The organism is Mycobacterium sp. NGS39 (genome assembly GCF_059812765.1).
In genome coordinates, this window is record NZ_JCALDH010000001.1 from 61,861 (window position 1) to 75,381 (window position 13,521).

11 protein-coding genes are annotated in these 13,521 nt (G+C 66.1%); 6 read left to right on the forward strand and 5 right to left on the reverse strand.

Going from position 1 to position 13,521, the window contains the following annotated elements; all coding sequences use genetic code 11:
• Position 1 precedes the first annotated feature (1 nt).
• The 3 genes from AC5Y39_RS00320 to AC5Y39_RS00330 all read left to right on the forward strand — a co-directional run bounded on the left by AC5Y39_RS00320 (position 2) and on the right by AC5Y39_RS00330 (position 3,627).
• Positions 2-436, forward strand: coding sequence for an SRPBCC family protein (locus tag AC5Y39_RS00320; protein ID WP_500015732.1), 435 nt, complete (start codon positions 2-4; stop codon positions 434-436).
• A gap of 69 nt (positions 437-505) precedes the next feature.
• The gene (gene treS / locus AC5Y39_RS00325) at positions 506-2,278 is read left to right on the forward strand and encodes a maltose alpha-D-glucosyltransferase (RefSeq protein WP_500015734.1); all 1,773 of its coding nucleotides are present in this window, start codon (positions 506-508) and stop codon (positions 2,276-2,278) included.
• A 20-nt stretch (positions 2,279-2,298) separates the two neighbouring features.
• Positions 2,299-3,627 (forward strand): maltokinase N-terminal cap-like domain-containing protein, encoded by a 1,329-nt coding sequence (locus AC5Y39_RS00330; RefSeq protein ID WP_500016102.1) that lies wholly within the window; start codon positions 2,299-2,301, stop codon positions 3,625-3,627.
• Positions 3,628-3,720: 93 nt separating this feature from the next.
• On the opposite strand, the gene AC5Y39_RS00335 is transcribed toward AC5Y39_RS00330, so the two are convergent.
• Complete coding sequence (locus AC5Y39_RS00335) at positions 3,721-4,797, reverse strand: acyl-CoA dehydrogenase family protein (RefSeq protein WP_500015736.1); 1,077 nt, start codon at positions 4,795-4,797, stop codon at positions 3,721-3,723.
• A gap of 8 nt (positions 4,798-4,805) precedes the next feature.
• Positions 4,806-5,942 (reverse strand): acyl-CoA dehydrogenase family protein, encoded by a 1,137-nt coding sequence (locus AC5Y39_RS00340; RefSeq protein ID WP_500015738.1) that lies wholly within the window; start codon positions 5,940-5,942, stop codon positions 4,806-4,808.
• A 71-nt stretch (positions 5,943-6,013) separates the two neighbouring features.
• Between AC5Y39_RS00340 and AC5Y39_RS00345 the strand changes: the two genes are divergently transcribed.
• Positions 6,014-6,985: an NADPH:quinone oxidoreductase family protein gene (locus AC5Y39_RS00345; protein ID WP_500015739.1), complete on the forward strand. Its 972-nt coding sequence runs from the start codon at positions 6,014-6,016 to the stop codon at positions 6,983-6,985.
• Here AC5Y39_RS00345 and AC5Y39_RS00350 read toward each other — a convergent pair.
• The gene (locus AC5Y39_RS00350) at positions 6,982-8,463 is read right to left on the reverse strand and encodes a flavin-containing monooxygenase (RefSeq protein ID WP_500015741.1); all 1,482 of its coding nucleotides are present in this window, start codon (positions 8,461-8,463) and stop codon (positions 6,982-6,984) included. The two genes, AC5Y39_RS00345 and AC5Y39_RS00350, sit on opposite strands and share 4 nt — an antisense overlap.
• Positions 8,464-8,587: 124 nt before the next feature.
• Between AC5Y39_RS00350 and AC5Y39_RS00355 the strand changes: the two genes are divergently transcribed.
• Positions 8,588-9,808, forward strand: coding sequence for an Rv1453 family transcriptional regulator (locus AC5Y39_RS00355; RefSeq protein ID WP_500015743.1), 1,221 nt, complete (start codon positions 8,588-8,590; stop codon positions 9,806-9,808).
• Between the two features lie 51 nt (positions 9,809-9,859).
• Here the strand turns inward: AC5Y39_RS00355 and AC5Y39_RS00360 are convergent, their stop codons facing one another.
• Together AC5Y39_RS00360 and AC5Y39_RS00365 are read right to left on the reverse strand one after the other, a co-directional pair.
• Positions 9,860-10,840 carry an esterase family protein gene (locus AC5Y39_RS00360; RefSeq protein WP_500015745.1) on the reverse strand — a complete coding sequence of 327 codons (981 nt, stop codon included), beginning with the start codon at positions 10,838-10,840 and terminating at the stop codon, positions 9,860-9,862.
• 382 nt (positions 10,841-11,222) lie between these two features.
• Positions 11,223-11,402 carry a hypothetical protein gene (locus AC5Y39_RS00365; RefSeq protein WP_500015747.1) on the reverse strand — a complete coding sequence of 60 codons (180 nt, stop codon included), beginning with the start codon at positions 11,400-11,402 and terminating at the stop codon, positions 11,223-11,225.
• A 59-nt stretch (positions 11,403-11,461) separates the two neighbouring features.
• Between AC5Y39_RS00365 and AC5Y39_RS00370 the strand changes: the two genes are divergently transcribed.
• Positions 11,462-12,847, forward strand: coding sequence for an amidase (locus AC5Y39_RS00370; protein ID WP_500015749.1), 1,386 nt, complete (start codon positions 11,462-11,464; stop codon positions 12,845-12,847).
• The last annotated feature ends 674 nt before the right edge of the window (positions 12,848-13,521 follow it).

Below are 13,521 nucleotides of genomic sequence, written 5' to 3' on the forward strand. Positions count from 1 at the left end.
GATGGCGCAAACGGTCTCTGTCACCAAGACGGTGAAATGTCCGGCCGACGAAGCCGCCGCGTTCCTCACCGACATGCACAAGCTGGTTCCGGCAGTGTCGACGTTCAAGCGCTGCAAGTTCGTCGGCGACAGCGACGATGGCCAACTGTGGGATGTGTTCATGCGAAGCGGCACAATCTATCTCGGTGGCCGAGTGCTGGTGACGCGGGCGGGGAATCGACAGCTGCGGTGGCGATCACTGTCCGGAACGCGGCATTCGCTTGACGCACATGTCGACGACGACGAGCTCGGATGCCGTCTCACCCTGTCTCTGACGTTCGCGCTGACCGGATGGGGTACTGCGTGGTTCGGCGAGCTCGTCGGGCGCGGCATCGTCTCGCGGACGTTGCAAGCCGCCGCCGAGGAGATCCGGCACCATCTGGAATTCGAGCAGTAGGCGGCGCAATGGCTTTCGCCGGCCGGGGTTGGGTTTGCGCGTGTCCGGGTAGGTGAGATTCTGATGCAGATGACACACGACGTCGGCGATCCGGATCATGACACCCACCCCTCGCAGGGCAGCCACGTCGAAGACGGACTCGTAGAGCATCCCACCGCCGAGGACTTCGGGCACGCGCGGATCCTGCCGCCAGACCGCACTTGGTACAAGCGCGCGGTGTTCTACGAGGTGCTGGTGCGAGCGTTCTACGACGCGACCGCCGACGGCTCCGGCGACCTGCGCGGGCTGACCGAGAAACTCGACTACCTGCAGTGGCTCGGCGTGGACTGCCTGTGGCTGCCGCCGTTCTACGACTCGCCGCTGCGCGACGGCGGCTACGACATCCGCGACTTCTACAAGGTGCTGCCCGACTTCGGCACTGTCGAGGATTTCGTCGCACTGTTGGACGCAGCACACCGGCGGGGCATCCGGGTGATCACCGACTTGGTGATGAACCACACCTCCGATTCGCACCCGTGGTTCCAGGAATCCCGCCGCGACCCGGACGGGCCGTACGGCGACTTCTATGTGTGGAGCGACACCAGCGACAAGTACTCCGATGCGCGGATCATCTTCGTCGACACCGAAGAGTCCAACTGGACATTCGACCCGGTCCGTCGGCAGTTCTACTGGCACCGGTTCTTCTCGCACCAACCCGACCTGAACTACGACAACCCCGCCGTCCAAGAGGCGATGATCGACGTGCTGCGGTTCTGGCTGGACCTCGGAATCGACGGCTTTCGACTCGACGCCGTGCCGTACCTGTTCGAGCGGGAGGGCACCAACTGCGAGAACCTGCCGGAGACGCACGCGTTTCTGAAGCGCTGCCGCAAGGTGCTCGACGACGAATACCCCGGTCGGGTGCTGCTGGCCGAGGCCAACCAGTGGCCGGCCGACGTCGTCGAATACTTCGGCGACCCGGCCACCGGCGGCGACGAATGCCACATGGCGTTCCACTTTCCGCTGATGCCGCGCATCTTCATGGCCGTGCGGCGCGAGTCGCGGATCCCGATCTCGGAGATCCTTTCCCAGACGCCGCCGATTCCTGAAATGGCGCAGTGGGGCATCTTCCTGCGCAACCACGACGAGTTGACGCTCGAGATGGTCACCGACGAAGAGCGCGACTACATGTACGCCGAGTACGCCAAAGACCCCCGCATGAAGGCGAACGTCGGCATCCGTCGTCGGCTGGCTCCGCTGCTGGAGAACGACCGCAACCAGATCGAGCTGTTCACCGCGCTGCTGCTGAGCCTGCCCGGCTCGCCCGTCATCTATTACGGCGACGAGATCGGGATGGGCGACATCATCTGGCTCGGTGACCGCGACGGCGTGCGCACTCCGATGCAGTGGACGCCCGACCGCAACGCGGGCTTTTCGAAGGCCAACCCCGGCCGGCTTTACTTACCGCCGAACCAGGACCCGATCTACGGCTATCAGTCGGTGAACGTGGAGGCCCAGCTGGACAGCTCCACCTCGCTGCTGAACTGGACCCGCACGATGCTGGCGGTGCGGCGCCGCCACCCCGCGTTCGCCACCGGCACGTTCAAGGAGTTGGGCGGGTCGAACCCGTCGGTGCTGGCTTACCTGCGCGAAGACGGCGACGACCTGGTGTTGTGTGTCAACAACCTGTCGCGCTTTCCGCAGCCGATCGAGCTTTACCTGCAGCACTGGAACGGCTACACGCCGGTCGAACTGACCGGGCACGTCGAATTCCCGCGGATCGGGCACCTGCCGTACCTGCTGACACTGCCGGGCCACGGTTTCTACTGGTTCCAGTTGCGCATGTTCGAGGAGAATCGGTGATGAGCTTGCGCGAGGAACACATGAACCTGCCTTTTGCCGAATGGCTACCGCGGCAGCGCTGGTACGCAGGGCGCAGCCGGGAGCTGGCCGCGGCGCAACCTGCCCGGGTGGTGCCGCTGCGCGAGGACCTCGAGTTGGTGCTCGTCGACGTGTCCTACACCGACGGCTCGTCCGAGCGCTACCAGGTGATCGTGCTGTGGGACTGCCCGCCGCCCGACGAGTACAGCCACGTCGCGACCATCGGCACGTCGTCCGGACCCGAGGGTGACCACACCGCTTACGACGCGCTGTACGACCCCGCCGCTGCCCACTTCTTGGTGTCGCTGATCGACGCCGACGCCACCCGCGATGACGTCCGGTTCTCCAAGGAGCCCGGCGCGAGGCTGCCGGTCGATGCCGCCCCTCGGGTGTTCGAGTCCGAACAGAGCAACACCAGCGTGATCTTCGAGCAGGAAGCCATCTTGAAGGTGTTCCGCCGGATCGCACCCGGCATCAACCCCGACATCGAGCTGAACCGAGTGCTCGCACGGGCGGGCAATCCGCACGTCGCGGCGTTGCTCGGCTCGATCGAGATGCGGCTGGACGGGCAAGACTGGCCGTTGGGCATGGTCACCGAATTCGCGGCGAACTCCGCCGAAGGCTGGGACATGGCGACGGCCAGCACCCGTGATCTGTTCGCGGAGGGCGACCTGTACGCGTACGAGGTCGGCGGTGACTTCGCCGGGGAGTCGTACCGGCTGGGCGAGGCGGTGGCGTCGGTGCACGCGACGCTGGCCAACGAGCTGGGCACCTCGACCGTCGACTTCCCGGTCGACGTGATGCTGGGGCGGTTGACGTCAGCGGCGGCTTCGGTGCCGGAGCTGCAGCAGTTCGCACCGGCCATCGAGGAGCGCTTCCACAAGCTCGTGGGCGAGACGATCACGGTGCAGCGCATCCACGGCGATTTGCACTTGGGCCAAGTGCTGCGGACACCGGAGACCTGGCTGCTGATCGACTTCGAAGGGGAGCCGGGGCAGCCGCTGGACGAGCGGCGCAAGCCAGACTCGCCGTTGCGGGATGTGGCGGGGATGCTGCGGTCCTACGAGTACGCCGCCTATCAGCGGCTGGTGGACCACGACGGCGACACGGCCAAGCAGTTGGCCGCCCGGGCGCGCGAGTGGGTAGAACGCAACCAGGCCGCGTTCTGCGACGGATACGCCGCGGTGGCCGGCGCCGATCCCCGCGACTCGGCGACCGTGCTGTCGGCGTACGAGTTGGACAAAGCCGTGTACGAGGCCGCCTACGAGGCGCGGCACCGCCCGACGTGGCTGTCGATTCCGCTGCGGTCGATCGCGCGACTGGTCAGCTGAGCGCTGGCTGGTCTGTGTAACTCCCGCGCCGAGCGTGAGCTGGTTGCGAAAAATCGGCCGAAATATCGCCACCCGCTCACGCTCGGTGAGCGGTCACAACGTCACGATGTCGTAGTCGCCGACGTGCTCGACGAGCCGGCGCAGGTGGTCCGTGGACGAGCCCAGCGTCTGCTCGATCGCGGTCAGCCGGGCGGTGTAGTGGCCGACCGGATACTCCGCAGTCACGCCGATGCCGCCGTGCAGCTGGATTGCCTCCTGCCCGATGTGCCGGCCCGCCCGGCCGATCTGCAGCTTGGCGCGCGACGCAACCACCGGATCCAGCCGGCCGTCCGCGATCGACATCGCGGCGTACAGATTCATGCTGCGGGCCATCTCGAGGGACACGTACATGTCGGCCGCCCGCTGGGTGAGCGTCTGGAACTTGTTCAGCGTCACACCGAATTGCTTTCGGCTGGTGAGGTATTCGGTGGTCAACCGCAACGACTCCTCCATCGCGCCGACGGCCTCGGCGCACAGCGCCGACTGCACCCGGATCAGCGCGGCCGCAATGTGCTCCGACACGTCGGCCGCGTCGCCCAGCGGCTCCGCCGGCGTCTCTTCGAAGTCGATCTGCGCTGCGCGGCGGCTGTCGAAGGTGCGGTACGGGCGCCTGGTCGTGGCGGCCGCGTCGACGACGAACAGCCCGGTGCCGCCGTCGGGCAGTTCCGCGCTCACCACCAGCGTGTCGGCGCTGTCACCGGCAAGCACGGGATTCTTGCGACCGCTCAGCGTCCACGAATCACCTTGTTGCGCAGCCGAAGTGGTGCCCTCGTGAGCGAAAGCCAACAGCCGCTGGCCGCCGGCGACCTCGTCGAGCAGCCCGCGCTGTGCATCGGTGCCCAGGTCGGCGATCAGCCCGCCCGGTGCCAGCGCACCGAAGACGACCGGTTCCGGCGCCAGATGGCGGCCGACTTCCGTCATCACCACCAGGATCTCGATCTGCCCGCCGGCGTCCTCGTCGAACCCGAGACCCAGAATCCCGATCTCCGCCAACTGATTCCACACGTCGCGGCTCCAGCCGAGCTCGGTGTCGGCGACCTTGTTGCGGCTCTCCTGGTCGTAGCTGCGCGACAGCAGGCTGCGTGTGGTGTCGCGCAGCAGGATCTGCTCTTCTGAGAACTGAAAGTCCATGGCCTACCTCACAATCCGAGAATCGTCGACGCGATGATGTTGCGCTGGATTTCGTTGCTGCCGCCGTAGATCGACGTCTTCCGATAGTTGAGATAGGTCGGAGCAGCGCGTCCGGTCCAGTCGTCCCCACCGCCCAGCGCGTCGAAGCCGGCGACCTCGACCAGCAGCTCGGTGGCCGCTTGCTGCAGCTGGCTTCCTTTGAGTTTCAGCACCGACGAGGCGGGGTTCGGTTTGCCGTCCGCCGATCCTGCCACCACGCGCATCTGCGTCAATTCCAGTGACAGCAGGTCGTTTTCGACCTCGGCCAGGCGTGCCGCGAACAGCGGGTCGGCGAGCATTCCCTTCTGCGCCGCGTGCTGCTTGACCGACGCCAGCTTCACCTTGGTTCGACCGACGCCCGCGATGCCGGTGCGCTCGTTGCCCAGCAGGAACTTCGCATAGGTCCAGCCCTGGTTCTCCTCGCCGACGAGCTGATCGGCAGGCACTCGGACGTCTTCGAAGAACACCTCGTTGACTTCGACGCTGCCGTCGATCAGCTTGATCGGCCGCATCGTGATGCCAGGAGTGTCCAGGTCGATCAGCAAGAACGAGATGCCGGCCTGCTTCTTCGGCGCGCCGGGGTCGGTGCGAACCAGACAGAAGATCCAGTCGGCGTACTGCCCCAGCGTGGTCCACGTCTTCTGCCCGTTGACCACGTAGCTGTCGCCGTCACGCACCGCGGTGGTGCGCAGCGACGCCAGGTCCGAGCCGGCCTCCGGTTCGGAGAAGCCCTGGCACCACCAGATGTCGAGGTTGGCCGTCGGCGGCAGGAAGCGCTCCTTGATCTGCTGCGAACCGAACTCCGCGATCACCGGGCCCACCATCTTGGTGTTGAAGTTCAGCGGCTCCGGCACGCAGGCCAGCTGCATCTCGTCGAGCCAGATCTGGTGCTGGGTGGGAGTCCAGTCCTTGCCGCCCCACTCCAGGGGCCAGTTCGGCACCGCCAAGCCGTTGGCGTTCAGTGTCTTCTGTGTGTTGACGATGTCGTCGCGCTCGAACACCCCTTCACGTACCCGCTGGCGTACCTCCGCCGGGATCTCGGTGGTGTAGAACTCGCGAAGCTCGTCGCGGAACTTCGCCTCGTCGTCTGTCAGCGCAAGCTGCATGGGATGCCTCCATTTCTTGCCGTTGGTGTGAACAGTAGGCTTTGTCGCCGCGGACCCAAATCGGAGGTGGCATGCGCGCAGCACAGGTGACCCGGCTCGACGGTCCAGACGCGATCGAGATCTCCGAGATCCCGGAGCCCAGCGGTGACGGCGTGGTGGTCGACGTGCACGCCGCGGGTGTCGCGTTCCCCGACGCGCTGCTGTCTCGCGGCCTGTACCAGTACAAGTTGGAGCCACCGTTCGTTCCCGGCGGCGAGATCGCCGGCGTGGTGCGCAGCGCCCCGGACGGCAGCCACGTACGGCCCGGGGACCGCGTCGCCGGGCTGACGATGATCAGCGGCGGCATGGCCGAAGTCGCCGTGCTGGACCCACAGCGGACGTTCAAGCTACTCGACAACGTCAGCTTCGAAGCCGGCGCCGGCCTGCTGTTCAACGACCTCACAGTGTATTTCGCGCTCACCGTCCGTGGCCGTCTCACCGAGGGCGAGACGGTGCTGGTGCACGGCGCCGCGGGTGGCATCGGCACCTCGACATTGAGGCTGGCGCCGGTACTGGGAGCGTCGCGCACGATCGCGGTGGTGAGCACCGACGAGAAGCGGTCTGTCGCAACGGCCGCGGGTGCCACCGACGTGGTGCTGACCGACGGGTTCAAGGACGCGGTCAAGGAGCTGACCGACGGTCGTGGCGTGGACATCGTGATGGATCCCGTCGGCGGAGACCGCTTTACCGACTCGCTGCGTTCGCTGGCACCGGCGGGCCGGCTATTGGTGGTGGGCTTCACCGGCGGTGAGATCCCGACTGTGAAGGTGAATCGGTTGCTGCTCAACAACATCGACGTCGTCGGTGTCGGCTGGGGTGCGTGGACGATGACGCATCCGGGCGCGCTGGCCGAGCAGTGGGCCGGACTGGAGAAGCTGCTCGCCTCGGGGCGACTGCCCGCACCGGAACCATCGGTGTATCCGCTGGAGCAGGCTGCCGCCGCTGTGGCTTCACTGGAGAACCGGACCGCCAAGGGCAAAGTCGTTCTGCGCGTGCGTGATTAGACCGCCACCAACTCGGCGGCCGCAGTGCGAAACGTCAGATTCTCGTCGGTGACCGGGCCGTTGCGCAGCAGCTCGACATCGCGGCGGTAGTCCATGACCATGCGCCACGGGCCGCGGTCGCCCTGCCGGGGCAACTGGTGCACGGCGCGCTTCACGTAGCCGGCGTCGAAGTCCAGCAGTGGACCGGTCGCCATGTCCGGGTCGCGTACCTCAGGGACGCAGGTGTGGTAGCCGTGGTCGTCCATGTAGCCGAGCAGACGGCAGAAATGCTCGCACAGCGGGCCGACTTTCAGCGTCCACGACGAGTTCGTGTAGCCGAACACGAACGCGAAGTTCGGCACGCCCGACAGCATCATGCTCTTGTAAGCCACCGTGTCGGGCAGATGCACCGGCTCGTCGTCGACGCTGAGTTCAATGCCGCCGAACGCCTGCAAGTTCAAACCTGTTGCGGTGACGATGATGTCGGCCTGCAGCTCGGTACCCGACTCGAGCAGGATGCCGCGTTCGGTGAACGTGGCGATGCGGTCGGTGACCACCGAGGCTTTGCCGTCGCGGATGGCGTTGAACAAGTCGGCGTCGGGCACCGCGCACAGCCGCTGATCCCACGGGTCGTAGGTGGGGTTGAAGTGCTCGTCGACGGGATAGCCGTCGGGTAGCTGACGAGCGTTGACATAGCGGATGATCTGCCGGGCCGCACGCGGAAAGCGTTGGCACACACGGTAAACCGCTCGCTGCTTGAGCATGTTCTTGCGACGCGTGATCGCGTAGCCACGCCGGCTGCCCAGGACCTTCTTCAACGCGTTGGCGATCGTGTCCTTCGACGGCACGGGCATGATGTAGGTGGGCGAGCGCTGCAGCATCGTGACGTGCGCCGCGTCGCCGGCCATCGCCGGCACCAATGTGACCGCTGTCGCGCCGCTGCCGATCACCACGACGCGCTTGCCGCGGTAGTCGAGGTTCTCCGGCCAGTGCTGCGGGTGCACGATCTGCCCACGGAACCGGTCGCGGCCCTCGAAGTGCGGGGTGAAGCCTTCGTCGTAGCGGTAGTAACCGCCCGCGGCGAACAGCCAGTTCGCGGACACCGTGACCCGCTCACCGGCATGTTCGACGTCGACGTACCAGCGCGCGTCGCAACTCGACCAGGCCGCCCCGAGAACCTTGTGGTCGAAGCGAATGCGTCGGCCGATGCCGTTCTCAGCGACGGTCTCGCGCAGATAGGCCAGGATCTTGTCGGCGCTCGCGATGGCGTCCTCGTCCGCCCAGGGCTTGAACTCGTAGCCGAAAGTGTGCAAGTCCGAGTCCGACCGGATGCCGGGATAGCGGAACAGGTCCCAGGTGCCGCCGATGTCGCCGCGTGCCTCGAGGATCGCGTACGACTTGCCGGGCTGCTCGGTCTGCAGGTAGTAGGCCGCGCCGATTCCGGAGATACCGGCGCCGATGATCAGGACGTCGACGTGGTCGGTGGGGACTTGTGGCATCACACTGGCTCCTTTGACGGTGCGTCCCATCGTCAGGCCCGACAGGTCCGTCGAACAATGCCAAGTTGCACCGTTTCCACCGGCTTACTGGTGCAATGTGCACCGACAGACCTAGTATCTGCACATGGAGTGGCCGCGCCCGTCGCCACGAATCTGCGAATTGATGCGGCAAGGCGCAGAATTCCTGCTCAACGTGCCCCAGGAATGGCTCGACGAGTTGGACACGGCCACGCTGTCGTCGGAGTACATGCGCGTCATCGCCGGCGATCCCGTGCTCGCGGAGTCAATCCGGCGTAGCAACCGGGCGAACCTGCTGCACTGGGCCGCCGCCAACATCAGCCATCCGTGCGCACCCGTGCCCGCGAATCTCAGCCCAGAGACGCTGGATGTGGCACGTGACTTCATCCGCCGTGGCCTCGACGAGTCCGCCGTGGATGCATACCGGATCGGCCAGAACGTCGCATGGCGGTTCTGGATGCAGGTGGCGTTCGGGCTGACGTCGGACCCGGAGGAGCTGCGCGAACTGCTCGACGTGTCAGCACGCTCGATCAGCTCATTCGTCGACGCGACGATCGCGGGCATCTATCGGCAAGTCGAGATCGAACGCGAACAACTCACGCGTGGAACGCACGCCGAACGTCGCGAGGTGGTCGCGCTGATTCTCGACGGAGCCCCGATCACCCGCCAGCGCGCGGAAAGCCGGCTCGGATACCGCCTCGACCAGACCCACACCGCGGCCGTCATCTGGAGTGACCAGCCCACTGCCGAGCTGTCCGATCTGGACCGTGCCACCGACGCGGTGCTGCACGTGGGCGACGGTCGGCGGCCCCTGTCCGTGATGGCCGGCGCCGCTACCAGGTGGGTGTGGATTCCTGGTCGCGACGGCGTGGACCCGGCTCGCATCGCTGACGCGCTGGCGGACCTGCGTGGGGTGCGGGTCGCGGTCGGACCGAGCGCCACCGGCATCGAGGGGTTCCGGCGCAGCCACCTCGACGCGGTGACCACGCAGCGGATGGTGGCCCGGCTGGGCTCGGCGCAGAAAGTGGTCAGCTTCACCGACGTGGAGCTCGTCGCGCTGATCACGACGGATCCCGAACGCGCGGACCGGTTCATTTCCGACACGCTCGGAGACTTCGAGCATGCCGATCCAGAGTTGCACCGAACCGTGCTGACGTTCGTCAGCGAGCAGTGCAACGCGTCGAGGGCCGCTGCGAAGTTGTACACCCACCGAAATACATTGCTGCGCAGACTCGCTCGCGCTGAGGAGATGCTGCCGCGGCCGTTGGAGAACACCAGCGTGCATGTCGCGGTCGCGCTAGAAGCGCTGCGCTGGCGAGGGGGATGAAACACTTCGGCCCCGGCGGTTGGGGTGCCGGGGCCGAAGTGGTTTCGATGGTCAGGCGGTGGGAGTTGCTCCCAACACCTGCTGGATGTCCGGCTTCATGGCCTGCAACTGGGCGCCCCAGTACGGCCAGGAGTGGGTGCCGTTCTCCGGGAAGTTGAACACGCCGTTGCGCCCACCCGCTGCGAGGTAGTTGTCACGGAAGGTGACGTTGGTCCGCAGCGTGAACCCCTCCAGGAACTTCGCCGGCAGGTCAGAGCCGCCCAGCTCGCTCGGCGTGCCGTTGCCGCAGTACACCCAGATGCGAGTGTTGTTGGCCACCAGGCGCGGAATCTGCAGCATCGGGTCGTTGCGCTGCCAGGCCGGATCGCTGGACGGTCCCCACATCGCGGTCGCGTTGAAGCCGCCGGAGTCGTTCATCGCCATGCCGATCAGCATCGGCCACCAACCCTCAGACGGGTTGAGGAAGCCCGACAGCGACGACGCGTAGATGAACTTGTCCGGGTAGTACGCCGACAAGATCAGCGCCGAGCCACCCGACATCGACAGGCCCACAACGGCATTGCCCGTCGGCGAGACGTTCTTGTTGGCGGCCAGGTAGGCGGGCAGCTCCTGGGTGAGGAACGTCTCCCACTTGTACGTCCAGGTGCCGCCGTTGCCCGTCGCGGGCTGATACCAGTCGGTGTAGAAGCTCGACATGCCACCGACGGGCATCACCACCGACAACCCCGAGCCGTTGTACCACTCGAACGTGGGCAGCTCGAGGTCCCAGCCGTTGTAGTCGTCGCGGGCCCGCAGACCGTCGAGCAGATACACCGCGTGCGGACCGCCGTACTGGAACTGCACCTTGATCTGGCGTCCCATCGACGGTGACGGCACCTGAAGGTACTCCACCGGCAGACCGGGCCGCGAGAACGCGTTTGCCGCCGGCATGCTGCCGACCATGCCGACGAGCCCCGGCAACAACGCCGCGGCCACCGCAGCGACCGTCAGCCGGCGCCCCCACGCACCACGCAATCGTTCAAAGAACTTCATGTTCGGTATCCATCCCATCTTTCGTATGCCGCACCACATGCGATCGACGTCGTCGCTTCTGGGGTAGTGAACCATCGTTTGTCCGCTGTCCCGCCGATCTACACCCGATCTTGATGTCGCGGTTGGCTAACGATTTCACGTCGGGGAGGACTCAACGGCCCTACCGCCGGCATTGGCGGAAGACCGAAATTTGTTGCAGGACAGGGCATTTGAGTACCAGAGCGACCGGGCGGATCGTGTCCTCGCGACCTGCCGAGACCACAGCAAATCGATCGTGAGTGGCTGGCCTAGCTGCCCACCACTCTTCACGGCAGGGCGAATGTGCCCATGTCGTAATGCAATTGGGATCGCGCCGGCGTGTCAGCGCGACAGCTCGAGTCAGTTAGCCGTCGTCGCTGCGGGCCTCTGCGCCGCTCTCACCGACGTCGATCGCGTCGTCGGAACCCGAACGGCCGACGTACGTGCCGTCTTCGCCGTCTTCTTTGCCGGCACGTGAACTCGCGACGTTCGGATCCGAACCGACGTCGCCTTCGCTCTTGTCGTCGTCCTTCGGCGTGCTCATGAGCCGTCAGGTACCCGCGTGGCGACCGCCGGAAACCGGGCGGTGACAATGGCGGCACCGTGACCACCGACATCGCGTTCGCCGGCGCCGCCGAGCTGGCCCGCATGCTTGCCGCCGGCACTGTCAGCGCGCCGGCACTCGTCGAGGCCTATCTCGACCGGATCGCCCGGCTGGACCCGCTGTTACGCAGCTATCGGGTGGTGCTCGCGGAATCGGCGCGTGACGAAGCCGCGGCTGCGCAGCGGCGCATCGACGCCGGAGAAAGGCTGCCGCTGCTGGGTGTTCCGATCGCGATCAAAGACGACGTCGACGTCGCAGGAGAGGTCACCGCGATGGGCACGGGGGCGCACGGGCCGGCCAAGACCCGGGATGCCGAAGTGGTAAGCAGGTTGCGCAAGGCCGGCGCGGTGATTCTCGGTAAGACGCACGTGCCCGAGCTGTGCATCTGGCCGTTCACCGAGTCGCTGACGTACGGCGCCACTCGAAACCCGTGGGATCTCAGCCGCACTCCCGGCGGGAGCAGCGGCGGGTCGGCGGCGGCGGTGGCCGCGGGGCTCGCAGGGATGGCGCTGGGGTCCGACGGCGCCGGATCGATTCGGATTCCGTCCACCTGGTGCGGCGTGTTCGGGATCAAGCCGCAACGGGACCGGGTGCCGCTGGCTCCGCATGACAACGCCTGGTACGGGCTCAGTGTCAACGGTCCCATCGCTCGCAGCGTCGCCGACGCAGCGCTTTTCCTCGACGTCACGACCTCGACACAAGCGCCACCGGGCGGGTTCGTCGGTGCCGCGGCGCGCCCACCGGATCGGCTACGAATTGCGTTGAGTTGCAAAGTTCCTCCGCCGCTGATCGCACCTGTCGGCCGGGCGCAGCGCCGCGCGGTCCACGACGCCGGCGTGCTGTTGCGCGAACTCGGCCACGACGTCGTCGCCCGCGACCCGGACTATTTACCGACCGCCACGCTGACCAACCTGCTGCCCCGATACCTGCGCGGCGTGCACGACGACATCACGACGATGCCCTACCCGCAGCGACTGGAAGCTCGCACTCGGCGGATAGGACGGCTGGGCGGTCTGTTCTCGAACCGCCGGATGGCCGCCGTTCTCGCGGCCGAGGACCGCGTCCGCGCACGAGTGCTGTCGATCTTCGACGACGTCGACGTCGTCGTCACCCCCGGCGCGACGACCGGCCCACCGCGGATCGGTACCTACCAGCGCCGAGGCGCTGTCACGACGCTGCTGCTCGTCGGCCAGCGGGTGCCGTTCCAGGAGATGTTCAACGTCACCGGCCAGCCGGCCGCGGTGGTGCCGTTCGGCTTTGACGCCGACGGGCTTCCGCTGTCGATCCAGCTGGTCGGCCGGCCGCACGACGAGGCCACTCTGCTGTCGTTGAGTGCGCAGATCGAATCGGTGCGGCCGTGGGCGCGCCGGCCGCCCGTCAGCTGACGATGAAGTCGGGGACAGCGTGCGGTGTCAGCGCGATCACAGTGTTAGCAGCGCTTCTGCTTTTTACAGGGTGCGCGGACATCGGTTCGGAATCTGTGGACAACATCCCAGCCCACGAAGCCGCGCAGAAGATTGACGCCGCCGCCAAGTCGGTGCCACTGCCAGACTCGTTCGTCCCCATTCTGGCGTTCGAGGCACCTCCAAACCTCGGCTCAGAGCGGAGCATAGGAGCCGCCTTCGAAGCCCCGAAGCAAGACGTGGATGCGTATTTGCGCCAGATGCACGCTCAAAGAGACGCGACTTTGCTCCGACCCGTGGCCGGATGTGCCCCGCCCCCAACTGAACAGAGCATGGTGGCGGAACCACCTCGTGCCTTCCTTGACATGTGGTATCGATCAGGTGTGTTTGGACAATGTGCCACTGTCGAGCAATGGACCATCTGGAATACAGAATGGAAAACCGGCAGAGCGACAACCGGAAATGTTTACCGGGAACTGAACCCTGACGCGAGCGGGAGCCGCGTTATTAACTTTGTCATAACACTTGTAGGTCCGAATGAAGAAGGCCACCGCTGTCAATAGCGAATAGCGATGGTCCGTACCACCGGCTGTCCGTCACGTGGGCGCACGTAAGAGCCTGTCGACATGCCTCCGTCGTATTCAGTCCTCTTCGCG